Source organism: Halobacillus kuroshimensis DSM 18393, assembly GCF_000425705.1.
Lineage (GTDB): Bacteria > Bacillota > Bacilli > Bacillales > Halobacillaceae > Halobacillus > Halobacillus kuroshimensis.
On the sequence record NZ_AUDY01000011.1, the window covers coordinates 235736 to 260004 of the forward strand.

Below are 24269 nucleotides of genomic sequence, written 5' to 3' on the forward strand. Positions count from 1 at the left end.
CGTGAAATGTGCCGTCGTCGTCTTTCCAGGATCGAACTGTGACCGTGATATGTACCATGCCGTCAAAGATGAACTTGGTGCAGACGCAGATCTTGTCTGGTATCAGGAAGCGAATCTAGCAGACTATGATGCCGTTCTTCTGCCGGGTGGTTTTTCTTACGGAGATTACCTGCGTTCCGGAGCGATGGCAGCGACTTCTCCCATCGTTGAGCAGATCCGTGCTGCCGCAGAGGCCGGGAAACCGGTGCTTGGCGTATGCAACGGGTTTCAAATTTTATTGGAATCGGGCCTCCTGCCGGGAGCGATGCTGCCGAACAAAAAACTGAAGTTCATGTGTCATACTGAAACGCTGATCGTAGAAAATGCCGATACACCGTTTACGCAGCAGTATAAAGAGAAGGAAGAAATCCAGATTCCGATTGCCCATGGAGACGGCAATTACTTTTGTGACCAGACAACGCTTGAGCGCCTTCGTGAGAACAAGCAGGTGGTTTTCACTTATCAGACGAACCCGAACGGATCGGCCGGTGATATTGCTGGTATCGTCAATGAAAGAGGCAATGTCCTCGGTATGATGCCGCACCCGGAGCGGGCGGTCGATGCCCTGCTCGGCACCGATGACGGCCTTCGGCTTTTTCAATCGATTTTGACCTATTGGAGGGAACACTATGCCATCAACGCTTGAGATCAGTCCGGAAACGATTGAACAGAACCGCTTATATGCAGACATGGGTCTGACTGATGAAGAATACACCTCTGTTGTGAAGATTCTCGGCCGCCGTCCGAACTATACAGAGACCGGTTTGTTTTCAGTCATGTGGTCGGAGCACTGCAGCTACAAAAACTCCAAACCGCTGTTGAAGAAATTTCCGACAGAAGGTCCCCATGTCCTTCAGGGCCCCGGGGAAGGAGCCGGAATCATCGATATCGGAGATGACCAGGCCGTGGTTTTCAAAATCGAAAGCCACAACCACCCGTCTGCTGTTGAACCCTATCAGGGAGCAGCCACAGGGGTCGGTGGTATTCTGCGTGATGTATTTTCCATGGGCGCACGTCCTGTAGCGTTACTGAACTCTCTCCGGTTTGGATCGCTTGAGCGTCCACGGGTGAAATATTTGTTTGAAGAAGTCGTACGCGGCATCGCCGGATACGGCAACTGTGTCGGTGTGCCGACAGTGGGCGGGGAAGTCCAGTTTGACGACGCCTACAACGGCAATCCGCTCGTCAATGCGATGTGTGTCGGTTTGATTGATCATAAGGATATCCAAAAAGGGATTGCAGCCGGTATCGGAAATACGGTCATGTATGTCGGGGCTAAAACCGGCCGGGACGGGATCCACGGAGCGACCTTCGCTTCTGAAGAATTATCGGAAGAGTCTGAAGAGAAGCGTCCATCGGTCCAGGTCGGCGATCCATTTATGGAAAAGCTGCTGATTGAAGCCTGTTTGGAGGTCATTCATCATGATGCCCTTGTCGGCATTCAGGATATGGGCGCCGCTGGTCTAACCTCCTCCGCCAGTGAGATGGCGAGTAAAGCGGGAACCGGCATGACAATGAATCTTGATCACATTCCGCAGCGTGAGGAGAACATGACGGCTTATGAGATGATGCTCTCAGAATCGCAGGAACGGATGCTTTTAGTCGTTGAGAAGGGCCGGGAAGAGGAAATTGCTGCTGTCTTCCGGAAGTATGATCTTGAAGCCGTTGCGGTCGGTGAGGTGACCGATACGAAACGCTTCCGCCTTGAACATCACGGGGAAGTGGCTGCGGATGTTCCAGTGGATTCCCTTGCAGAGGATGCCCCGGTCTATCACCAGCCGTCCAAAATACCGGAGTATTATGAAGAGTTTCAACGTATGGAAGATTTCAAGCCGGTCGTGACGGATTATACGAAAACACTGCTTGAGCTTCTGCAGCAGCCGACAATTGCGAGTAAAGAGTGGGTGTATGACCAGTACGACTACATGGTCCAGACGAACACAGTCGTCTCACCGGGGTCTGATGCCGCGGTGCTTCGTGTTCGTGGTACGAACAAGGCGCTGGCCATGACGACGGATTGTAACTCCCGCTACATTTATCTCGACCCGGAAGTGGGCGGACAGATTGCCGTGGCAGAAGCGGCGCGTAATATTGTCTGCTCCGGCGGCCGTCCGCTTGGAATTACGGACGGTCTGAACTACGGATCTCCGGAAAACCCGGAAATTTTCTGGCAGATGGAAAAAAGCGTCGATGGGATGAGTGAAGCCTGTCGTATGCTCGGCACTCCAGTCATCAGCGGGAACGTCAGTCTTTATAATGAATCGTTTGGCGGACAGGCCATCTATCCGACACCGATTGTCGGTATGGTCGGTTTAATTGAGGATGTCAGCCATATCACACGCTCCCACGCGAAAGCCGCCGGCGACCTCATTTATGTGATCGGGGAAACGAAACCGGAATTCGGAGGAAGCGAGCTGCAGGGGTTGTTTGAAGGCCGGCATTTTGGAAAAGCACCAGAATTGGATTTAGAAGTCGAAGCGCTGCGTCAGAACCAGCTGCTGACAGCGATCCGCTCTGGTCTTGTCGAATCTGCTCATGACCTTTCCGAAGGTGGACTGGCTGTAGCTCTTGCGGAAACGTTATTCGATCAGGAGCTTGGCTGTGATGTCACGATCGAAGGTGATATCACGACAGCCCTTTTCGCAGAAACCCAGTCCCGATTCCTTGTGACCATCCATCCGGAAAACAAAGACGCGTTTGAGCAGGCCGCACCTGGAGCGCAGCAGATCGGTACAGTGACGGACGATGGCATGTATACAGTGAAGCAGAAAGACGTTGTAATGGAGGAAAAGACATCTGTGCTGAAAACAGCTTGGAAAGGAGCTCTTTCATGCTTGGTGAAATCAAAGGCTTAAATGAAGAATGTGGGATTTTTGGTGTCTGGGGTCATCCGGATTCTGCCCAGCTGACGTACTATGGTCTCCACGCTCTCCAGCACCGCGGCCAGGAAGGCGCGGGCATTGTAACGACGGATGGCGGGCAGTTGAAGCTTGCCAAGGGCCACGGGCTGATCAATGAAGTATTCTCTGAAAACCAGCTGGAAGATCTGCAGGGGCATGCGTCCATCGGTCACGTGCGCTATGCGACAGCGGGAGATGGCGGCTATGAAAATATCCAGCCGCTCCTGTTCCGTTCGCAGACCGGCGGACTTGCCCTTGCCCACAATGGCAACCTTGTGAATGCCCAGGCATTGAAAAACCAGCTGGAAGGACAGGGCAGCATTCTGCAGACGACGTCGGATACAGAAGTTGTCGCCCACCTGATCAAGCGTGCGCGTCATCTGCCGTTGGAGCAGGCCATTACAGAAGCCCTTTCCATGATCAAGGGAGCTTATGCCTTTTTGTTAATGACCGAAGACCGGATGTTCGTCGCTAACGATCCACGCGGCCTCCGTCCCCTCAGCCTCGGCCATTTAGGGGGGAGCTGGGTGGTTTCTTCAGAAACGTGCGCCTTCGATATTGTCGGTGCGACGTATGAAAGGGAAATCGATCCTGGTGAAATGCTCGTCATTTCTGATGACGGCATTGATTCTATACGATTCTCAGCACCGATCCAGCGGACACTCTGCTCGATGGAATATGTGTATTTTTCCCGGCCTGACAGCAATGTGGATGGAAAGAATGTCCATGCCTCCCGCAAACGGATGGGCAAAACACTGGCTGAAGAAGCGCCTGTTGATGCTGATGTCGTAACAGGGGTGCCGGATTCCAGTATTTCAGCCGCCATCGGATATGCCGAGGCTTCAGGAATTCCCTATGAGCTCGGGCTCATCAAAAACCGTTACGTCGGCCGGACGTTTATCCAGCCGTCCCAGGAGCTGAGAGAGCAGGGCGTGAAGATGAAGCTTTCTGCTGTCCGGGGGATCGTTGAAGGGAAAAAGGTTGTCATGGTCGATGATTCGATTGTACGTGGAACAACCAGCCGACGGATTGTGAAGATGCTGAAAGAAGCAGGGGCCGCAGAAGTCCACGTCAGAATTGCCTCACCGCCGATCAAGAACCCGTGCTATTACGGAATCGATACATCCAACAGCGGGGAACTGATCGCCGCAAACCATTCGCTTCAGGAGATGGAAGAACAGATCGGTGCGGACAGCCTCGCCTTTTTATCGACGGAAGGCTTGAACGAGAGCATCTATCAGGGAGAGGAATCCTTGAGGCACGGCGGCTGCATGGCCTGCTTTACGGGGAATTATCCGACCGAAATCTATCCGAATACGATGCATCCATATGAGAAAGCGTAGGGAGGTATACAGATGAGTCAATCCTATAAACAGGCCGGCGTCGATGTCGAAGCCGGTTATGAAGCGGTGGAGCGGATGAAAAAGCATGTCAGCCGGACGATGCGCAAGGAAGTCATCGGCGGGCTTGGAGCCTTCGCCGGGTTATTTGATATCAGCGGGATGTCCTACAATCATCCGGTGCTTGTCACAGGAACGGATGGGGTGGGGACGAAGCTCAAACTCGCCTTTGAACTCGATCGTCATGATACGATAGGGGTGGATGTCGTAGCGATGTGCGTCAATGATATTGCGGCGCAGGGAGCGGATCCCCTGCTCTTTCTCGATTATATCGCCTGTGGCAAAAATGACCCCGCCCGTATCGAAAAGATTGTCAAAGGCATTGCGGACGGCTGTGAACAATCAGGTGCTGCCCTTGTGGGTGGAGAAACGGCGGAAATGCCGGGCATGTACGACGCGGAGGAATACGACCTGGCCGGGTTTGTCGTTGGTATGGCTGATAAGGACAAGCTGGTTACAGGGGCGTCGGTCCGGGAAGGGGATGTCATCATCGGCCTGCCTTCCTCAGGCATCCACTCCAACGGCTTTTCGCTTGTAAGAAAACTCGTGAAAGAGCTTGATTTGGAGCAGGTGTATCCGGGGATGGAACAGCCGCTTGGTGAGGTGCTGTTGACTCCGACCGTCATTTACGTTGATTCGGTCAAGAAACTTCGTGGAACGGTCGATGTGAAAGGACTGGCCCACATTACCGGCGGCGGCTTTTATGAAAATCTTCCCCGCATGCTTCCGGAAGGTTTCGGAGCTGCTGTGGAGCAGGGGAGCTGGGACGTACCGCCTGTGTTCCGTTTTTTACAGGAGCAGGGTTCCATCGCGGAAGATGAAATGTACGGGGTCTTCAATATGGGCATCGGTATGGCAGCGGTCATCAGCAAAGAGGAAGTGGAACAGGCGTTGGCAGCCTGTCCTGAAGCCAAGGTCATTGGACGCGTGACTAAGGGGCGGGGGGTGGAGCTGATATGAAGCAGCTGGCGATTTTTGCTTCTGGTACCGGCTCCAACTTTGATGCCATCGTGAAAGCCATTGAAGAAGGAAAGCTTGATGCCCGCGTCGCTCTGCTTGTCTGTGACCGGGTCGGGGCAGCGGTGATTGAAAAAGCGCAGAACCATGAAATCGATACCGTCGTCTACACGCCGAAACTGTTTCCAGATAAATCCGCCTACGAAGAAGCGATTCTGCATGATTTGCGCTCAAGGCAGGTGGAATGGATTGTCCTTGCCGGTTATATGCGCCTGATCGGACCGACGCTGCTGGCCCCTTACGAAGGAAGGATTATGAACATACATCCGTCTCTTCTTCCGGCCTTTCCAGGAAAAGATGCGATCGGACAGGCGCTCGACAAACAGGTGAAGGTGACAGGCGTGACGGTTCATTTTGTCGACGACGGAGTGGATACTGGCCCGATCATTGCCCAGGAGCCTGTCCCTATCTATGATCATGACAGCAGGGAAGACGTCCAGCGCCGCATCCAGACCGTAGAGCACCGCCTTTATCCAGAAGTCATCCAGTCTTTACTACCCAAGGAGGAATACAAATGAAAAAACGCGCCCTTTTAAGCGTATCCGATAAACAGGGATTAACAGATTTCGCCGCCCGCCTGAATGACCTGGGCTATGAACTCGTCTCCACAGGCGGAACGAAGCGGACTATTGAAGAAGCCGGCATTCCGGTGCTGTCCATTTCTGAAGTGACCGACTTCCCGGAAATTATGGATGGCCGTGTCAAAACGCTGCACCCATCCGTCCATGGCGGACTGCTGGCCAAGCGTTCCAACACAGAGCATATGGAGCAGCTGGATGAACTGAATATCCAGACCATTGATCTTGTGGCTGTAAACCTGTATCCATTCAAAGAAACAATCGCCAAAGAAGGTGTGACCGAAGCAGAAGCGATTGAAAACGTCGATATCGGCGGTCCGACAATGCTGCGGGCAGCGGCGAAAAGCTTTGAAGATGTCGCGGTGGTCGTCGATCCATCTGATTACGAAACGGTCGTTGAAGGCCTTAATCAGGGAGAACTTCCCTATGAAGAACGCCGCCGCCTGGCAGCCAAGGTGTTCCGTCATACCGCAAATTATGACAGCATGATTGCTGGATACTTCTCTGATTTGACGGAAGAGGCTTATCCAGAGACGTATACCGTTACATATGAAAAAGTCCAGTCCCTCCGTTACGGAGAAAACCCGCATCAGAGTGCTGCTTTTTATAAGAAAGCAGCGGTGGAGGGAACGTCCCTTGCAGAAGCGGAGCAGCTGAACGGCAAGGAGCTTTCCTATAATAATATCCAGGATGCCAATGCGGCGCTTGAAGTCGTCCTTGAATTCAATGAGCCTGCAGCTGTCGCTGTAAAGCACATGAACCCGTGCGGCGTCGGTGTTGGTGAAAATCTGTATGAAGCCTATGCGAAAGCATATGAAGGAGACCCCGTTTCCATCTTCGGAGGAATCGTCGCGCTGAACAGGGAAGTCGATGGAGAGACAGCCGCCAAGCTGAAGGAGATTTTCCTTGAAATCATCATCGCTCCATCCTTCAGCCAGGAAGCGCTCGACATTCTTACAAAGAAAAAGAATCTGCGTTTACTCCAGGTGGATATGAAGAATTCCGACCGCCCGTCCCATAAGCTGACGACCGTGAACGGCGGCCTGCTTGTCCAGGATACGGATGAAGGATCGCTGGATCAGATTGATCTGGAGGTGGCGACCGAACGCGCGCCGTCTCAGCAGGAAATGGAAGATTTGAAGCTTGGCTGGAAAGTCGTGAAGCACGTCAAATCCAACGCCATCATCGTAGCCAAAGGCGACCGGACGCTTGGCGTCGGGGCCGGTCAGATGAACCGGGTAGGTGCTGCCAAGATTGCTCTTGAACAGGCGGGAGAAAAAGCAGAGGGAAGCATTCTTGCGTCCGACGCCTTTTTCCCGATGCCGGATACGGTGGAAACGGCAGCAGCTGCCGGTGTCACAGCCATCATCCAGCCGGGTGGATCGAAGCGTGACCAGGATTCCATCGATGCCTGCAACAAGCACGGCATCGCCATGGTCTTTACGAAAATGCGTCACTTTAAGCATTAAATACAGAAAGGATGAAGGACGATGAACGTTTTAGTAATTGGACGCGGCGGCCGGGAGCACAGTCTGATCCAGAAGCTTGCGGAAAGTGACCGGGTGGAGCGGTTATATGCGGCTCCCGGAAACGCCGGCATGACCGAACAGGCCGAGTGCATCACCATTGATGAAGGAAACCAGGAAGCGCTTGTGGCGTTTGCGAAGGAAAAGGATATTCGTCTGACGATTATCGGCCCGGAAGATCCACTTGCCGCCGGTCTGGCTGATGCGTTCACAAAGGCCGGCCTTCCTGTTTTTGCCCCGAGCGGTCGTGCAGCTCTCATTGAAGGAAGCAAGCATTTTGCCAAGCAGCTTATGAAAAAATACGACATCCCGACAGCGGATTATCAAGCGTTCACCGATGCGGATAAAGCGAAAGCCTATATCGCTGAAAAAGGCGCGCCGATCGTCGTCAAGGCGGACGGTCTGGCCGCCGGCAAAGGGGTCGTTGTAGCAGAATCCGCCAAAGAAGCAGAGCAGGCCGTTGAAGAAATGCTCGGGGCCGGCCGCTTCGGGGAAGCAGGCCGTGAAGTGGTTATTGAGGAATTCCTGGATGGAGATGAATTTTCCTTAATGGCCTTCGTCCGTGGAGGAAACGTTTACCCTATGGTTCCGGCAAGAGATCATAAGCGTGCCTTTGAAGGGGACCAAGGACCAAATACCGGTGGAATGGGCGCATATGCTCCCGTTCCGACACTGTCCAGGGAATCCTATGAGACAGCGCTTGAAATGATTGTCCGCCCAGCCGCCAATGCGATGGTCGAGGAAGATCGATCCTTTACAGGGATTCTCTATGCCGGATTGATTGAAACGAAGGAAGGTCCGAAGGTCATTGAATTCAACGCCCGGTTCGGTGACCCGGAAACACAAGTGGTCCTGCCCCTGTTGGAAAACGACCTCGTCCAGGTCCTTCTTGATGTTCTTGACGGAAAGGATCCGGAACTTACCTGGAAAAAGCAGTTCTGTGCCGGTGTGGTGGTTGCTTCCAAAGGTTATCCGGGGTCCTATGATAAAGGTCGTCTGCTTCCGGAGCTGAAAACAGACAAGTCCACGTTTTTTGTCCACGCCGGAACCGCACTCGATGAAAAAGGATATGTATCAAACGGCGGGCGGGTTCTGCTTGCGGGCAGTCTCGGCGGGAATACCGAAGAAGCGCTGGACAAGGCCTACCGCTCTCTTCAAGTATTCGATACGTTTGATGACTTTTTCTACCGCCGGGATATCGGAAGGTCAACTCTTTTTTCTGCGGGAACGGAGAAACACCGCACCTAAAGCGGCAATCGTCCCGATGATCGTGAGAATGACGAATCCGACATCGGTCACATATTCTAAAAAGTACACGTTCATTCATCCTTTATAAGCAAGAGCGGGGCATGTCCCCGCTCTTTTTATTATCCTGCTGGTTCCTCTTTCTGTTCGTCCTTCTTCTTCTTATAACGGCTGAAAAGATAGAGGAGAGGCAGAAACATCATCGATCATTCCCACCTTTTCAAGCGTCATCCGGCAGGTTCTGTGCCCAGGGTTCTTCTTTTCCGTCTGTCTCTATGGCTGCTGATTCATATAAAGCAGTGAGAGGGCAGAAACGTACGATGCCTTCCGCGATCTTCAAGGAAGCCATCATGATCAGCAGCGGGTGGGAGGAAGATCCTTCCTTGCGCGCTCCGCGGATCGTCAAGTACGTCAGCATGCTGAAGCCTGCTGTGATCCGGATCATGCTGTTGATCAGGCCGATATTCGGTTTCATAACAGGTTCCTCCTTAGCAGATTGGAATATCCTGTGTTACGATAGAACATAATGAAATCAGGGAGGTACGCTCCATGAACGAAACACGCTTTCGCTGGCGCAACCGTCAGCTGCGGGAACATGCAGCTGTCATGGACGGTAAAGTGGCGCCGACGAAACTGATTACCCATACGACATACTTGAACGTGTATTTGAAACAGTGGATGACCGGTCATATCTGGATTTATGAAGACCGTATCATATATACGGGACAGGAGCTTCCTGCCCATACAGAAGGAACGGAAGTGATTGATGGCAGGGACAGCTGGATCGTCCCGGGTTACATTGAACCGCATGCCCATCCATTCCAGTTATATAATCCCCAGAGCCTTGGAGAATATGCAGCCGCCACGGGAACGACAACGCTCATTAATGACAACTTGATGTGGCTTTTTTTAACGGACAAAGAGAAAGCGTTTTCTCTGCTTGAAGAATTTATGAACCTGCCTGCTTCCATGTACTGGTGGGCGCGTTTTGATCCTCAGTCCGTATTAAAGGATGAGGACAGAGAAGCGTTTGATGAGCAGATCGAATCGTGGATTGAGCACGACGCTGTCATTCAGGGCGGAGAGCTGACGGCCTGGCCGGATGTTTTGTATAACGGAGACGAGCAGATCCTCCACTGGATGCAGGAAACGAAGCGGGCCCGAAAGCCGCTTGAAGCCCATCTGCCCGGCGCATCAGAGAAAACACTGGTGAAGATGCGGCTGCTCGGCATGGATTCCGAGCACGAGTCGATGACGGCTGATGATGTGCTGAATCGTCTCGCTATCGGTTACCAGACAGGACTGCGCTATTCTTCCATCCGTCCCGATCTGCCGGATATTCTACAGGGACTTATGGAAAAAGGACATCAGCAGTTCGACCACATGATGTACACGACGGACGGGTCGACGCCTGGCTTTTATCGTGAAGGACTGATCAATCAATGTATTCAGATCGCTCTCGATGCCGGTGTTCCGGAAATTGACGCCTATATGATGGCGACGTACAATTCCGCCCGTCATTTTACGATCGAGAACCGCGTCGGTAGCCTGAACGCCGGACGGGTCGCTCATTTGAACTTTTTATCCAGCCCGGATAATCCGACGCCCCATGCTGTTCTTGCGAAAGGCGAATGGGTGAAAAAGGATGGACAGGCTGTAGAAACCCCATCTCCTGTGAAATGGAAGAAAAACGGAATCGATAAGCTGAACCTGGACTGGGATCTCACTGAACAGGATCTGCAGTTTTCCATGCCGGTCGGCCTTGAAATGGTCAATGACGTCATCATGAAGCCTTATGCGGTGGATACGGATACAGGTGTGGAACGTCTGCCGGAGGATCATTCCGAAGGATTTCTCATGCTGATGGACCGTGAAGGTGAATGGAAGGTCAACACGTTGATCAAAGGATTCACAACCTCACTCGGTGCCCTTGTCAGTTCATACAGCAGTACGGGCGATCTTGTTCTGACCGGGAAGTCAAAAGCGGATATGAGGACGGCATTTGCCCGGATGAAAGAAATCGGCGGCGGCATCGTACTCGTCGACAAAGGGGAGGTCATCTTTGAGCTGGCTCTTCCGCTTGGAGGAGTCATGTCCGACAAGCCGATGAATACACTGATGGAAGAAGAAGAATCGTTGAAAAACCATTTAAAAGCTTATGGATTCGCCTTTTCCGATCCTGTTTATACGCTTTTATTCCTGTCTTCGACGCATCTTCCATTTATCCGGATCACACCACTTGGAATCATCGATGTGAAAAAGAAAGAGGTACTCTTTCCTTCAATAATGCGTTAAAATATAAGTGGGATGATCTAAAGGACGTGCATCTATGAAAAAGCTGCTGCTCATCGGTCTGCTTACCGCCGGTCTTACTGCATGCCAATCAACGGGAGGGACTCCTGGAGAAAAAGCAGCAGAAACTCCTGATCCTGTCCCTGCTGGTGATGTTTTTCCTTTAACAGGAGAACCCGGTGCAGGGGATAAATCCGGGCGTGTCCTTGGTGTGATGGTCAACAACCATCCGAAAGCACGGCCGCAGTCCGGTCTCAGTCAGGCAGATCTCGTCTATGAAGCCCTTGCCGAAGGACAGATCACCCGTTTTCTCGCTTTGTTCCATAGTGATATTCCTGATACAATCGGGCCGGTACGCAGCGCCCGTCCCTATTATTTTGAGCTGGCCTATGGATATGACGCTCTTTACGCCTATCACGGAGCTTCCCATTCCATATATCAGCAGCTTGCCGGCACCAGCATGGACGCTGTCGATGGTGCTGTGTATGACAATAATGGCTGGCTGTTCCGCCGTTCCGGTGACCGTTCTGCGCCGCACAATTCCTACCTTTGGACAGAAGGGCTGGACCGTGTGGTCGTTGAAAAAGGGTTAACGGAGGGCGACCCGCCGGAGGCTTTGTATTTTACAGATGAAAGTCCGGACGGTCGTCCTGCTGAAGAGGTGGAAATCACCTATGGCAGCAGGACACAAGTCCGATGGCAGTATTCCGATCAGGGGTTTCTTCGTTTCAACGACGGAGAACCGTCTGTGGAGCGTTCGACGATGGAACAGATTTCTGCCGATAATGTATGGATTATAGAGGCCCGCCACCAAATCATCGATGAGGCCGGCCGCCGGGAGGTTGATTTGACCTCAGGCGGACGCGGTTTTCTTTTTCAGAAAGGGACGATGAAAGAAGTGGAGTGGCGGAATACAGATGGACGGCTGCTTCCTTATGAAGGGGAAGAGCAGGTGCCGTTCGTCCCGGGAAATACATGGATAAACATTATACCTGAATCCGCAGCGGTTCAATTTTGAGGAGGAATCCGAATGCAAATCGATAAATTGCGCGGAAAAACGCTGGATCAGCTTTTTGAAGCGATTCTTTCACTACAGGACATTGAAGAGTGCTATGAATTTTTTGATGATCTGGCAACGATGAACGAGGTGCAGTCGCTGGCTCAGCGTCTGGAGGTCGCCCGCATGCTGAGAGACGGGTACACCTATCATAAAATTGAAACGGAAACCGGAGCTTCCACAGCGACGATTTCCCGTGTGAAGCGCTGCTTGAACTACGGAAACGACGCCTATACCAAAGCGCTCGACCGTGTCCACGAAAAGCGTACAGAATAGAAAAAAGACTGCCGTACCGGCAGTCTTTTTTAGTGGTTTTTCAACATAGAGGAACGGATTTTTGTTTCATAGAAATGGTCCTTTCTTTGTGCTCATTATGTGGCTGTCACGTGGAGCGTTCGGTGGTGACGCCTGCGGGAACAGCACGAGCCGAAGATCCAATTGGTCAAGCGATCTTCTTGACCAATTTAGCTGAGGCCGTGCCCGCGGCAAGCATCCACCGATAAGCGGAACGTGGCCAGTCATAGGACATTTGAAGAAATCTGTTAAGGCATCTTTTTTTCGTCTTCTAAAAACACTCGACCCGCATAGAATGGGGTGAGGGGGACGGGCCTGTGAGAGAGATGGTGAAGAAAGGGATCATGATCGTAGCCGGAAGCTTGATTCTTTCGCTTGGCATCAACTTTTTTCTTATTCCCGACCATGTCCTCGACGGTGGGATCATCGGCATCGGTATGATCGCCAACTACATATGGGGGATGAAGGTGGGGCTGACGATCATCTGCTTCAGCATCCCGATTTTCACCCTTGCCTGGTTTTATTTCCGCATGTACTTTTACAACAGCCTGCACGGCCTGTTGGTTTCCTCGTTTTCCATTGATGTGCTTCAGGGACTGCGTGCCTATCATCTGCCACTCGACCCTGCTGTCAGCTCCATCATTGGAGGAGCCCTTGTCGGCGGGGGGATTGGCTTGATGCTCCGGCACCATACGAGCACCGGAGGGACAGACCTCCTTGCTCAGATGATCGCTGACTGGATGAAGGTAAACGTCGGATTCGTTATTCTGGCCATCGATGCGGTCATCATCGGGGCTGGTGGGCTGCTGTTTTCGATGGAAACTATGCTTCTTTCCGCCATCACGATTTTGAGTGTCGGTCTTGTTACGATGACGTTCACCTCTTCCCGTCTCCTCCCTGAACATCCTGCATCTTAATATAGTAAGGCGGTCGAGAACATTCTCGGCCGCTTTTTTGGTTTGGTAAACGGATTTTCACGGTCGTTCTTTCACAGAATATTTACACTCTGAGGGAAACCCTCAACCCGGTGCCGAAATTTTGTTATAATCGACTAATGGATAACTGTTGTTTTGGAGGCCGGAAATGTACAATATAAGCAAGTGGGATCATGTGTTCAAACTGGATCCAAATAAAACGATTTCGGAAAAAGACTTGAAGGACATCTGCACATCCGGTACGGACGCGGTCATGATCGGCGGTACCGATGGTGTAACGTTTGAAAATGTTACCGATCTCCAGGAACGGGTGGAGGCGTACAACGTCACCTGTGTGTTGGAAGTGTCCGATATGGAAGCCGTTGCTCCGGATTTTGACGCTTATTTCATTCCGATGGTGCTGAACAGCGAAGATAAAAAGTGGATGCTTGATGTGCAGCATCATGCAGTCAAAGAATACAGCGATATGATCAACTGGACGGATATGCTGACGGAAGGCTACTGTGTCCTGAACCCCGAAGCGAAAGTTTTTCAAAAAACGTCCTGTTCTCTGCCGGATCAAGCGGACGTGCTGGCATATGCCCGGATGGCCGAGCATCTTTTCCGCCTCCCGGTTTTTTATATGGAATACAGCGGGACCTATGGTGATCCGACTCTTGTAAAAGAAGTGGCGGATGTGCTGGAGGAAACGACGCTCGTATACGGCGGCGGTATCCGGACGGTGCAGCAGGCAGTAGAAATGGCAGCCAAGGCAGACGTCGTCGTCATTGGAAATGTCATCTATGAAGATATACAAGTGGCGCTTCAAACGGTGGAAGCAGTCAAATCAACAAAGAAGAAGGATGGTGGACGTTCATGACTCAGGCGTTGAATGCTTTGATTCAAGGTTTGAATACAGAACAACGCAATGCGGTAATCCATACAGAAGGCCCGCTGCTCATTATGGCAGGTGCCGGAAGTGGTAAGACAAGGGTGCTGACCCATCGGATTGCCTACTTACTCAGTGAAAAAGATGTAGCGCCGCGCAACATTCTGGCAATTACGTTTACAAACAAGGCCGCGCGCGAAATGAAGGAGCGTGTAGAATCCCTTGTCGGGAATGACGGCGAAAAAATATGGATGTCGACGTTCCACTCGATGTGTGTCCGGATTTTACGACGGGACATCGACCGGATCGGTTATGACCGCAACTTCTCGATTCTCGATTCCAGCGACCAGCTTTCTGTCATCAAACAGGTGCTGAAGGAACTGAACCTGGATCCGAAGAAGTGGGACCCACGGGCGATGCTCGGGGCGATCAGTAATTCGAAAAACGAACTGATGACGGCTGAAGATTATGCCAATCAGGCCGGCAGTACCCATGAGGAACAGGTGGCGGAAGTGTACAAAGGCTATCAGAAAAAACTGCGTAAAAACCAGTCGCTCGATTTCGACGACCTGATCATGCAGACGCTCCGTTTGTTTGATGAAGTGCCGGAAGTGCTGGAAACGTATCAGCGCCGCTTCCAATATATCCATGTCGATGAGTACCAGGATACGAACCACGCGCAGTACCAGCTCGTCAAGCATCTGGCGAGCCGGTATCAGAACCTGTGTGTTGTCGGGGATTCCGACCAGTCGATTTATGCCTGGCGCGGAGCGGATATTCAAAACATCCTCAACTTTGAAAGTGACTACCCGAAAGCACGGACCATCCTGTTGGAGCAGAATTACCGTTCCACAGAATTGATTCTCGATGCGGCCAACAACGTGATTGATAAAAACTCCGGGCGGAAGCCGAAGCGCCTCTGGACCGACAATAAAGGCGGAGAAAAGATTCACTATCATCAGGCCGGCACAGAGCGTGAGGAAGCCCTTTTCGTCACCGATAAAATCGGCGACCTCGTAAGACAGGGAAAGTTCCGCTATCAGGATACAGCGATATTGTACCGGACAAACGCCCAGTCGCGTACGATTGAGGAAACCTTCGTCAAAGCGGGCATCCCGTACCAGATGATCGGCGGTACGAAGTTCTACGATCGTAAGGAAATCAAGGATCTTCTTGCCTACCTGCGTCTCATTGCCAACCCGAACGATGATCTGAGCTTCCAGCGTGTGATCAACGAACCGAAGCGCGGAGTCGGAAAAACGAGTATGGATAAGATGATGGCCTATGCCGCAGATCACGATATTTCGTTGTATGAAGCAGCGGCGGAGGTCGATTTCGTCGGGGTCAGCGCCAAAGCAGCCAAGGCGATTATGAGCTTCCGCAAAATGGTCCAGAACTGGAGCGAGCAGCAGGAGTTCCTGTCAGCAACCGATATGGTGCAGCAGGTGATCGATAAAACCGGCTATGAAGAGATGCTGATGAACGAAAAAAGCATTGAAGCTCAGAGCCGTCTGGAAAACATTGAGGAATTCAAATCCGTAACGAAGAACTTTGAAGAAAACGCCGAAGATAAAACATTGGTGGCGTTCTTGACGGATCTTGCGCTGATTGCGGATATCGATTCCATGAATGAGGACCCTAGTAGTGATGACACTGTCACGCTTATGACGCTTCACTCCGCGAAGGGTCTTGAGTTTCCGGTCGTCTTTCTCATCGGGATGGAGGAGAATGTCTTCCCGCACAGCCGTGCATTGATGGATGAGGAAGAGATGGAAGAAGAACGCCGCCTCGCTTATGTAGGGATTACCCGTGCTGAGAAGCAGCTGTTTTTGACCCATGCGAAAATGCGTACGTTGTATGGACGTACGAATATGAACCCGATCAGCCGCTTCATCCATGAAATTCCCGAAGAGCTGGTCGACGGACGTGAACAGAAGGAAGAGCTGCCGTTTTTCAATAAGAAGCGTGAAGCAAGCCCGTTTGGGAGGCAGACCCAGGAGCCGCCGAAGCGTTCAGCCAAAAAGCCGAAGAAGAAGGAATCGACCGGCGGCGAGAAGATCGGCTGGCAGCCTGGTGATAAAGCGACACACAAAAAATGGGGAACCGGCACCGTCGTCAAAGTGCAGGGTGAGGGAGATGCGCTCGAGCTGGATATCGCGTTCCCGGCACCGACAGGCATTAAGCGGCTGCTTGCCCGTTATGCTCCGATTACGAAAGCGTAAGGAAGTGAATGAGTATGAACGCAAGTGAAGCGCAGCAGAGGATCGAGGCGCTGCGACAGGAACTGGAGCAGTACAGCTATCAATATCATACGCTCGATGATCCGTCGGTCTCTGACTACGAATATGATAAAAAAATGCAGGAGCTGATCAACCTGGAGGAGGAATTTCCGGAGCTGCAGACCCCGGATTCCCCTTCCCAGCGTGTCGGCGGAAAGCCTCTGGATGCTTTTGTAAAGGTGCAGCATGAGATCCCGATGCTCAGCCTCGGCAACGCTTTTAACGAAGAAGAGCTCCGTGATTTCGACCGACGTGTCAAGAACGGTACAGACGAAGAAGTCAGCTATGTATGCGAACTGAAAATCGATGGACTCGCCGTCTCATTGAAATATGAGGATGGGGTATTTGTCCGGGGAGCGACACGGGGAGACGGAACGACAGGCGAAGACATTACGAAAAACCTGCGGACCATCCGCAACATCCCGCTCCGTTTGAAAGAACCTGTCACCCTTGAGGTGCGCGGGGAGGCGTATATGCCGAAGCGCTCGTTTGTCGGTTTGAACGAAGCGAAGGAAGCGAATGGCGAAGAGCCGTTTGCCAATCCCCGGAACGCCGCGGCCGGATCGCTGCGTCAGCTGGACCCGAAAATCGCCGCCAAACGGAACCTTGATATTTTCCTTTACGGCATCGGTGTCTGGGAGGATGATCCGACAGACGCCCACAGTGAACGGCTGGAGCGGATGAAGGAACTGGGACTGAAAACCAACCCGGAATGGAAAAAGTGTAACAACATCGAAGAAGTCATCGACTATGTGAACAGCTGGGTCGAACGACGACCGGATCTCGACTATGAAATTGACGGGATCGTCATTAAAGTAGACCGTCTGGATCAACAGGAAACGCTCGGCTTTACGGCCAAAAGTCCACGTTGGGCGACCGCTTACAAATTCCCTGCTGAAGAAGCGGTCACTACGCTTACGGATATCGAATTAAGTGTCGGCCGGACAGGGGCTGTGACCCCGACCGCCATTCTGGAACCGGTCAAAGTCGCGGGAACGACCGTGCAGCGGGCTTCTCTTCACAATGAAGATTTGATCCGGGAAAAGGACATCCGCATCGGAGATACGGTCGTCATTAAAAAAGCCGGCGACATTATCCCTGAAGTGGTACGTGTACTTACGGATCAGCGTACAGGGGACGAAGAGCCGTACTACATGCCGGAAACCTGCCCGGAATGCGATAGCGAGCTTGTCCGGATTGAAGAAGAAGTCGCACTAAGGTGCATCAACCCGAACTGCCCGGCCCAGCTGCGGGAAGGATTGATCCACTTCGTATCCAGAAATGCCATGGATATCGAAGGGCTCGGTGAAAAAGTCATCGCCCAGCTTTTCCAGGAAAACCTGATCCATAACATTGCCGACCTGTACAAGTTGGACCGTGAAGAGCTGCTGCAGCTGGACCGCATGGGGGAAAAGTCGGTCGAAAACCTGCTGCATGCGATAGAAGTCTCCAAGGAAAACTCTCTGGAACGCCTGCTTTTTGGTCTTGGTGTCCGTTACGTCGGCTCCAAGGCAGCCAGTACGCTCGCCCAGCACTTTGAGCATATGGAGGCGCTGAAGGAAGCAGATACGGAAACGCTGGAGGCGGTTCCCGAAATCGGCAGCAAGATGGCGGATTCGATCGCCAGCTATTTTGACAAGCCGCAGGTCATCGAGCTGTTGGACGAACTCCAGTCGCTCGGCTTGAATATGGAGTACCTCGGCGCGAAGAAAAGCGACCAGCCGGAGAATTCTCCGTTCAAGGATAAAACCATTGTCCTGACCGGAAAGATGGAACATTTCAGCCGTTCTGAAGCGAAGAAAATTGTTGAAGGACTCGGCGGCAAAGTGACGGGGAGTGTCAGTGCCAAAACCGACCTTCTCATCGCCGGGGAGGATGCCGGTTCGAAATATACGAAGGCAGCAGACCTAGGCGTTGAAATCTGGGATGAAGAGCAGTTTAGAGAAGCTTTAAACGATTAGGGAGTGGAAAGCATGAGGAAGATGCACGCACTGTTACTTAGTTCGGTGCTTTTCGTGAGCGCGTGTACGCCCGTTTTTGATAATAGAGAAGAAGTCATACAGGAAACGACCGATGAGAACAATAACCAGTCGGCGATCGTCCCCAACTATACAATGTCTGAAGAAGATTACCGGATGATCTTGACCGAAAGCAGTCCGACGGTGTCCTCCGCCCGCGGGGTCACGACGAACCAGATGGGCAACCGGCTGGATATCGATGAATTTGAAAGCGGTCTGCGCCGGCATTCCAAGGAATACTATGATCCTGAGGATTACTTTTTCCAGTCGGGTCAGTATTTGACGGACGATACGCTGATCAGCTGGCTTTCCCGTGAAAGCGAAGGAAATGAAGGAGGGCTCAACCCTGAACTCGACGAGGATGAAGCATCAGAAGAAGAGTTCCGTGACAGTCCGAAATACATTTCCAATATCGTCGAACAGGATTACTTAGTGAAGAAGGAAGAAAACGTCGTGGAACTGAAAGGGGTCACGATCGGAATCTCCCTGCGTACGGTGTACAATTTCCAGACACCGGACGGAAAGAATTACTCTGAAAACCATTCGACCGAGGAGCTTTTGACAAAAGGGCAGCAGTACGCCGAGGAAATCCTGAAGCGTATCCGCGAAGATGAGGAGCTGAAGGACGTTCCTGTCGTATTTGCTTTGTATGAAGAAGAAGAGGCGAGCTCAAAAGTACCGGGCAGCTTCCTGAGCAAGGCTTATGTGAAAGGTTCATCCGCGTCCATCGGTGGCTGGGACAGCATTGATGAGAAGCATGTGCTTTTCCCATCCAATGAAGCGGAAACCGATCACTTCGATGATTCTCAGGTATTTTCGGACTTCAGAAAAGAAGTATCCGACTATTTCCCGAACTTTGTCGGTATGATCGGCAACGGTTTTTACGTGAACAACGATCTGCGGGAGGTTACGATTGAAATTCCGATCGAATTCCAGTCGCAGTCCGAGGTTGTCGGGTTTACCCAGTATGTGTACAGTCTTGTCGTTGAAATGTTCCCGGACCATTATGGTGTTCAAGTGAACATTCACAGCATGGACGACCCGGAAAGCCTGATCGTAAAAAACGCAGGGGAAGAAGAACCTTTTGTACATGTCTATAAATAAACGAAAGCCGTACCCTGATTTTCAGGGTGCGGCTTTTTTCTATGAAGTGCTGACGGCCACGTTCCGCTCATTGAATGCTTGCTGCGGGCCCGGGCTCAGCTAACTTCGGCAGGAAAACCATCTGACCAAGTGGATCTTCGTCCCTCGATGTTCCTGCTGGCGTCACCACCGAACGCTCCTCGCGGCTTCGCTGAATGGTGATTTGAAAAAGGGGAAGGCAGGTCCCCCCTAATGGCACCTGTGTCACTGGAAAGCGTGCTGTACGGGTCATGACCGAGATTCCGAATCGGAAAGAAAATGGTCTGCAGTCCTGAAGAGCCAGGAAAAACACGGGGTTTTTCAACAAGCTGAAACCGTACCTCATAAACAAACGAAAGATATGGGAATGTCATCGAGAGGAAAGGCAAGCATGAAGCAAGATGTTTTAGGAATTCGAAGCCTAAGTGTAACAGTTGAGTGACACAGCCTTGAGAGCCTGTTAGATCGGTTTATTCCGTTTGAATAAGGCACACAGGTGCGGTAGAATAATTGTGGAAACGTTAATTGTTGTAATTTTCTTAAAATTACAAAGCGTACACCCATTTATTTTCAAGGAGGCGTTTTTTTATGGTGGTCCCTTACAAACATGAACCATTCACAGATTTCGCGTTAGAAGAAAATCGAAAAGCCATGCAGGCTGCATTGAAGCAGGTGGAGGCAGACCTTGGAAAAGATTATCCGTTAATCATCGGCGGAGAGCGGATCATGACAGACGAAAAGATCGAAGTCGTCAATCCCGCCAATAAAAAAGAAGTAATCGGCCGAGTGTCGAAAGCGAATCAGGACCTGGCTGAGAAAGCCCACCAGGTGGCTGATGAGACGTTTGACTGGTGGAGGAAGACGAAGGCGTCGTACCGCGCAGATATTCTTTTCCGGGCGGCGGCCATTGTCCGCCGCCGGAAGCACGAATTCACGGCCCATCTTGTGAAGGAAGCCGGAAAGCCGTGGAAGGAAGCTGATGCAGATACAGCCGAGGCGATTGATTTCCTGGAGTACTATGGGCGTCAAATGCTTGAAATAGATAAAGGAGTCGAAGTGAACTCCCGTCCGATTGAAAACAACCGGTTCCACTACATACCACTCGGCGTCGGTGTCGTCATTTCTCCTTGGAACTTCCTGTTTGCCATCATGTGTGGGACAACAGTCGCCGCCATGGTGTCCGGTAACACCGTACTATTGAAACCGGCCAGTGCCACTCCGATCATTGCCTATAAAATGATGGAGGTGCTTGAGGAAGCCGGTCTTCCTGCAGGTGTTATCAATTACATTCCAGGAAGCGGGAAGGAAGTCGGGGATTACCTTGTGGATCATCCGCGCACACGCTTCATCAGCTTCACGGGATCTCGTGAAGTCGGTACCCGTTTATTCGAACGGGCAGCGAAGGTTCATGAGGGACAGAAATGGCTGAAGCGGACGATTATTGAGATGGGCGGAAAGGATACCATTATCGTAGATGAAGATGCCGATCTTGAACTGGCTGCGGATGCCATTACGTATTCTGCTTTCGGTTTTTCCGGTCAGAAATGCTCCGCCTGTTCCCGTGTCGTTGCGCATGAGGCCATTTACGATGACCTTCTTGACCGTGTCGTCCAGAAGACGAAGGAGAGAATCAGCTACGGGGACCCTTCTGATAACAGCCGTTATATGGGTCCGGTCATCGACCAGGGGGCGTACGACAAGATTTTAAGCTACATCGACATTGGGAAAGAAGAAGGGAGTTTAATGTGCGGCGGAAAAGGGAATGACAGTATAGGTTGGTTTGTCGCGCCGACGGTTTTTGCCGATCTTGCTCCGGATGCACGAATCATGCAGGAAGAAATCTTCGGTCCTGTCGTCGGTTTTACGAAAGCCAAGGACTTTGATGAAGCTGTCCGATTCGCGAACAATACAGACTATGGCCTGACGGGGGCGGTCATTACGAACAACCGTGACCATATTGAAAAAGCACGGGAAGACTTCCATGTTGGGAACCTGTATTTCAACCGCGGGTGCACAGCAGCTATTGTAGGGTATCATCCGTTTGGCGGATTCAATATGTCCGGAACCGACTCCAAAGCGGGCGGACCGGACTACCTGCTGCAGCACATGCAGGGCAAAACGTCGTCTGAGATGCTGTAAAGCACAGGGCGCACCCTTCTTTTATCCAACATAAGAGAAGGGTTTTTTTATAAGGTAGAGGTACATACTAAAGAGGCAGAGAAAAGGGGATAATTCCCTATTTTAACCAAAGTGATGAAATTTTTTTGAAGAAATTTTGTGAATGAATATCATTAAAACATCGTATATACGCATTTTTATGCGTAATTAGCGGATATTTATTCAAATAGGTCAAAATATGTAAATTTTTGCAATGTTCAGTCAAAAGTTATATGATATAGTTGTATCCGTGTTTGGTTTCCCTGAGTCTCTGTGACTCAAGAACCATAAGTCGGTACAAATGCATAACATTGTATATGACAAGCCTTGAAGGAGGTGAACCACTTGTTTGAGCTCGCGACTGCAGCATCAGCATCCATCGCCGGGGCGACCTGGTTCTGGTTGTTTGTCCCAATGCCAATACTAATCATTCTATCACTTATTTCCCTATTCACTGAGAGGAGCGAATAACAAACCATGAGTACTGCAACGTTAATAACGTTTATTATTTATTTAATCGGTATGCTGGGTATCGGATTTGCCGCATATCGTCTGACATCTGATTTATCCGATTATGTCTTAGGCGGTCGTCGTTTAGGACCAGGAGTAGCCGCACTATCCGCCGGTGCCTCTGATATGAGTGGCTGGCTGCTGTTAGGCCTGCCGGGTGCGATTTATGCTTCCGGATTGTCTGAAGCGTGGATCGGTGTCGGTCTTGCAATCGGTGCCTACTTAAACTGGCAGTTTGTCGCGCGTCGTCTTCGTGTATTTACAGAGGTTGCGAATGACTCGATTACAGTTCCTGACTATCTTGAGAACCGCTTCCGTGACAACTCCCACGTGCTACGTGTTATATCTGCATTTGTCATTCTATTATTTTTCACCTTCTATACTTCCTCCGGTATGGTCGCCGGTGCGAAGCTGTTTGAAGCTTCATTTGCCTTAAGCTATACACAGGCTTTATGGCTCGGCGCGATCGTAACTATTTCTTATACGTTCCTTGGAGGCTTCCTGGCTGTAAGCTGGACAGACTTCGTACAGGGAATTCTGATGTTCCTTGCTCTTATCGCTGTGCCGATTGTGGCTGTATCGGAGCTTGGTGGATGGAACGCAGCGACAGACGCTGTTGCCCAGATTGATCCATCCCACTTGAACATGGTGCAGGGTGTCGGTGCTCTGGCTATCATTTCCTCACTGGCCTGGGGACTTGGTTACTTCGGTCAGCCGCACATTCTTGTTCGTTTTATGGCGCTTCGTTCACCTAAGGATGTACCGAAAGCCCGTCTGATTGGTATCGGATGGATGGTGCTTGGCCTATACGGTGCCATTTTCACCGGCTTGTTCGGACTTGCCTACATCAATACAGCTGATGTAGCAGACTTGTCCACGTTTAATGCGGAAGTCATTACAGAAGGCGGCATTCAGATGCTTGCCGACTCTGAGAAGATCTTCATTACGTTCTCTCAAATTCTGTTCCACCCGATCATTGCTGGTATTCTATTGGCAGCCATCTTGTCTGCGATCATGAGTACGATTGACTCTCAGCTTCTTGTATCTTCTTCTGCACTGGCAGAGGACTTCTACAAAGCGTTGTTCCGTAAGAACGCTACAGAAAAAGAATTGGTATGGGTCGGACGTGTTGCCGTAGCCGGTATCGCTCTGATTGCCGTGCTTCTTGCCGGTAACCCGGACAGCACCGTTCTTGGACTTGTATCCTATGCATGGGCTGGATTCGGTGCCGCTTTCGGTCCGATCATTATCCTGTCCTTGTTCTGGAAAGGCATCACCCGTAACGGGGCGCTCGCCGGTATTATCGTCGGTGCCGTCACTGTTGTCATCTGGGGTGACTTCCTGAGCGGCGGTATCTTCGATCTTTATGAAATCGTACCAGGATTCCTGTTGAGCACCCTTGCCACAGTGATCGTCAGTCTGATGGGTACACCGCCGAAAGAAATCATTGAAGAATTCAATGAAGCGGCGAAACGCTAAACCGCTTTGAGTAAAATCCCCGGTCGCTGGACCGGGGATTTTTTACGTTAGAGCAGGCTTCCATCAAAGGAAAGGCCGCCTGTCCTCCTGTTCAATTTTCTGTCAGAAACGGCGGGTAATTTCCATCCGCACGGAAAAAGACAGGGGGCTGTGGATATGTTAAGATAGAAAAGGTGTGTTACGTACGTTGAAAATGGATTCTTAAATTTGGTATGATCATATATTATGTGAGATCGAAATGGAGGTCGCATTATGTCCAGAATCAGTAAAGATGAAGTGAAGCACGTCGCGAATCTTGCGCGTCTTGCGATCACGGATGAAGAAGCAGGAACATTCACAAAGCAGCTGGATGACATTATTACCTATGCTGAGCAGCTGAATGAGCTTGATACAACAGGCGTTGAGCCGACAACCCACGTCCTTGACCTTAAAAACGTCATGCGTAAGGACGAGCCGAAGAAGTGGATCACCCAGGATGATGCACTGAAAAATGCACCAGACAAACAGGACGGACAATTCAAAGTCCCATCCATTTTGGAATAAGGAGGTTCAA

20 protein-coding genes are annotated in these 24269 nt (G+C 51.2%); 18 read left to right on the plus strand and 2 right to left on the minus strand.

The features are described from left to right. Position 1 precedes the first annotated feature (1 nt). From purQ to purD, 7 genes are read left to right on the plus strand one after another with little or no spacing between them, the layout of a single operon-like run. The gene (purQ, locus tag H615_RS0113900; RefSeq protein WP_027955720.1) at positions 2-685 is read left to right on the plus strand and encodes a phosphoribosylformylglycinamidine synthase subunit PurQ; all 684 of its coding nucleotides are present in this window, start codon (positions 2-4) and stop codon (positions 683-685) included. Further along, entirely contained in the window at positions 669-2894 is a 2226-nt protein-coding gene (gene purL / locus H615_RS0113905) for a phosphoribosylformylglycinamidine synthase subunit PurL (protein WP_027955721.1), read from the plus strand. The genes purQ and purL overlap by 17 nt, the downstream gene beginning before the upstream one ends. Next, on the plus strand, positions 2870-4282 hold the full coding sequence (purF, locus tag H615_RS0113910; protein ID WP_027955722.1) for an amidophosphoribosyltransferase: 1413 nt from the start codon (positions 2870-2872) through the stop codon (positions 4280-4282). The genes purL and purF overlap by 25 nt, the downstream gene beginning before the upstream one ends. 12 nt (positions 4283-4294) lie before the next feature. Continuing rightward, complete coding sequence (gene purM / locus H615_RS0113915) at positions 4295-5299, plus strand: phosphoribosylformylglycinamidine cyclo-ligase (protein ID WP_027955723.1); 1005 nt, start codon at positions 4295-4297, stop codon at positions 5297-5299. Beyond that, the gene (gene purN, locus H615_RS0113920; protein WP_027955724.1) at positions 5296-5874 is read left to right on the plus strand and encodes a phosphoribosylglycinamide formyltransferase; all 579 of its coding nucleotides are present in this window, start codon (positions 5296-5298) and stop codon (positions 5872-5874) included. The genes purM and purN overlap by 4 nt, the downstream gene beginning before the upstream one ends. Further along, a complete protein-coding gene (gene purH / locus H615_RS0113925; protein WP_027955725.1) occupies positions 5871-7403 on the plus strand; it encodes a bifunctional phosphoribosylaminoimidazolecarboxamide formyltransferase/IMP cyclohydrolase in 1533 nt (510 codons plus the stop codon). The genes purN and purH overlap by 4 nt, the downstream gene beginning before the upstream one ends. Positions 7404-7424: 21 nt before the next feature. Next, positions 7425-8708 (plus strand): phosphoribosylamine--glycine ligase, encoded by a 1284-nt coding sequence (gene purD, locus H615_RS0113930; RefSeq protein WP_027955726.1) that lies wholly within the window; start codon positions 7425-7427, stop codon positions 8706-8708. On the opposite strand, the gene H615_RS22350 is transcribed toward purD, so the two are convergent. Both H615_RS22350 and H615_RS0113940 read right to left on the minus strand, forming a co-directional pair. Beyond that, on the minus strand, positions 8667-8777 hold the full coding sequence (locus H615_RS22350; protein ID WP_169516209.1) for an EYxxD motif small membrane protein: 111 nt from the start codon (positions 8775-8777) through the stop codon (positions 8667-8669). The genes purD and H615_RS22350 overlap by 42 nt on opposite strands. Before the next feature lie 148 nt (positions 8778-8925). Then, positions 8926-9180 (minus strand): YgaP family membrane protein, encoded by a 255-nt coding sequence (locus tag H615_RS0113940; protein WP_027955727.1) that lies wholly within the window; start codon positions 9178-9180, stop codon positions 8926-8928. Positions 9181-9254: 74 nt separating this feature from the next. On the opposite strand from H615_RS0113940, the gene H615_RS0113945 reads away from it, so the two are divergent. From H615_RS0113945 to gatC, 11 genes are all read left to right on the plus strand, one after another. Further along, the gene (locus tag H615_RS0113945) at positions 9255-11000 is read left to right on the plus strand and encodes an adenine deaminase C-terminal domain-containing protein (RefSeq protein WP_027955728.1); all 1746 of its coding nucleotides are present in this window, start codon (positions 9255-9257) and stop codon (positions 10998-11000) included. A 34-nt stretch (positions 11001-11034) separates the two neighbouring features. After that, the gene (locus tag H615_RS0113950; RefSeq protein ID WP_027955729.1) at positions 11035-12015 is read left to right on the plus strand and encodes a DUF3048 domain-containing protein; all 981 of its coding nucleotides are present in this window, start codon (positions 11035-11037) and stop codon (positions 12013-12015) included. Positions 12016-12027: 12 nt separating this feature from the next. Continuing rightward, positions 12028-12330 carry a YerC/YecD family TrpR-related protein gene (locus H615_RS0113955; RefSeq protein ID WP_027955730.1) on the plus strand — a complete coding sequence of 101 codons (303 nt, stop codon included), beginning with the start codon at positions 12028-12030 and terminating at the stop codon, positions 12328-12330. Between the two features lie 344 nt (positions 12331-12674). Beyond that, entirely contained in the window at positions 12675-13265 is a 591-nt protein-coding gene (locus H615_RS0113960; RefSeq protein WP_035532326.1) for a YitT family protein, read from the plus strand. A 166-nt stretch (positions 13266-13431) separates the two neighbouring features. Continuing rightward, positions 13432-14142 (plus strand): heptaprenylglyceryl phosphate synthase, encoded by a 711-nt coding sequence (pcrB, locus tag H615_RS0113965; RefSeq protein ID WP_027955732.1) that lies wholly within the window; start codon positions 13432-13434, stop codon positions 14140-14142. Continuing rightward, entirely contained in the window at positions 14139-16373 is a 2235-nt protein-coding gene (pcrA, locus tag H615_RS0113970) for a DNA helicase PcrA (protein WP_027955733.1), read from the plus strand. Before pcrB ends, pcrA begins: the two co-directional genes overlap by 4 nt. Positions 16374-16387: 14 nt before the next feature. Then, on the plus strand, positions 16388-18391 hold the full coding sequence (ligA, locus tag H615_RS0113975) for an NAD-dependent DNA ligase LigA (RefSeq protein WP_027955734.1): 2004 nt from the start codon (positions 16388-16390) through the stop codon (positions 18389-18391). A gap of 12 nt (positions 18392-18403) precedes the next feature. Next, positions 18404-19552 (plus strand): CamS family sex pheromone protein, encoded by a 1149-nt coding sequence (locus H615_RS0113980; RefSeq protein WP_027955735.1) that lies wholly within the window; start codon positions 18404-18406, stop codon positions 19550-19552. Between the two features lie 606 nt (positions 19553-20158). Next, complete coding sequence (gene pruA / locus H615_RS0113985) at positions 20159-21709, plus strand: L-glutamate gamma-semialdehyde dehydrogenase (protein WP_027955736.1); 1551 nt, start codon at positions 20159-20161, stop codon at positions 21707-21709. Between the two features lie 495 nt (positions 21710-22204). Then, positions 22205-23716 (plus strand): sodium/proline symporter PutP, encoded by a 1512-nt coding sequence (gene putP, locus H615_RS0113995; protein ID WP_027955737.1) that lies wholly within the window; start codon positions 22205-22207, stop codon positions 23714-23716. A gap of 252 nt (positions 23717-23968) precedes the next feature. Next, on the plus strand, positions 23969-24259 hold the full coding sequence (gene gatC / locus H615_RS0114000) for an Asp-tRNA(Asn)/Glu-tRNA(Gln) amidotransferase subunit GatC (RefSeq protein WP_027955738.1): 291 nt from the start codon (positions 23969-23971) through the stop codon (positions 24257-24259). Positions 24260-24269 lie beyond the last annotated feature (10 nt).

Excerpts from the sequence above, each read along its gene's own strand:
- purL (WP_027955721.1), top strand. The coding sequence starts at position 669 with ATGCCATCAACGCTTGAGATCAGTCCGGAAACGATTGAACAGAACCGC.
- putP (WP_027955737.1), top strand. The coding sequence starts at position 22,205 with ATGAGTACTGCAACGTTAATAACGTTTATTATTTATTTAATCGGTATG.
- purH (WP_027955725.1), top strand. The coding sequence starts at position 5,871 with ATGAAAAAACGCGCCCTTTTAAGCGTATCCGATAAACAGGGATTAACA.
- purN (WP_027955724.1), top strand. The coding sequence starts at position 5,296 with ATGAAGCAGCTGGCGATTTTTGCTTCTGGTACCGGCTCCAACTTTGAT.
- purM (WP_027955723.1), top strand. The coding sequence starts at position 4,295 with ATGAGTCAATCCTATAAACAGGCCGGCGTCGATGTCGAAGCCGGTTAT.
- gatC (WP_027955738.1), top strand. The coding sequence starts at position 23,969 with ATGTCCAGAATCAGTAAAGATGAAGTGAAGCACGTCGCGAATCTTGCG.
- H615_RS0113945 (WP_027955728.1), top strand. The coding sequence starts at position 9,255 with ATGAACGAAACACGCTTTCGCTGGCGCAACCGTCAGCTGCGGGAACAT.
- H615_RS0113940 (WP_027955727.1), bottom strand. The coding sequence starts at position 9,180 with ATGAAACCGAATATCGGCCTGATCAACAGCATGATCCGGATCACAGCA.
- H615_RS0113960 (WP_035532326.1), top strand. The coding sequence starts at position 12,675 with ATGGTGAAGAAAGGGATCATGATCGTAGCCGGAAGCTTGATTCTTTCG.
- pcrA (WP_027955733.1), top strand. The coding sequence starts at position 14,139 with ATGACTCAGGCGTTGAATGCTTTGATTCAAGGTTTGAATACAGAACAA.
- purD (WP_027955726.1), top strand. The coding sequence starts at position 7,425 with ATGAACGTTTTAGTAATTGGACGCGGCGGCCGGGAGCACAGTCTGATC.
- ligA (WP_027955734.1), top strand. The coding sequence starts at position 16,388 with ATGAACGCAAGTGAAGCGCAGCAGAGGATCGAGGCGCTGCGACAGGAA.
- purF (WP_027955722.1), top strand. The coding sequence starts at position 2,870 with ATGCTTGGTGAAATCAAAGGCTTAAATGAAGAATGTGGGATTTTTGGT.
- pruA (WP_027955736.1), top strand. The coding sequence starts at position 20,159 with ATGGTGGTCCCTTACAAACATGAACCATTCACAGATTTCGCGTTAGAA.
- H615_RS0113980 (WP_027955735.1), top strand. The coding sequence starts at position 18,404 with ATGAGGAAGATGCACGCACTGTTACTTAGTTCGGTGCTTTTCGTGAGC.
- H615_RS0113955 (WP_027955730.1), top strand. The coding sequence starts at position 12,028 with ATGCAAATCGATAAATTGCGCGGAAAAACGCTGGATCAGCTTTTTGAA.
- pcrB (WP_027955732.1), top strand. The coding sequence starts at position 13,432 with ATGTACAATATAAGCAAGTGGGATCATGTGTTCAAACTGGATCCAAAT.
- H615_RS0113950 (WP_027955729.1), top strand. The coding sequence starts at position 11,035 with ATGAAAAAGCTGCTGCTCATCGGTCTGCTTACCGCCGGTCTTACTGCA.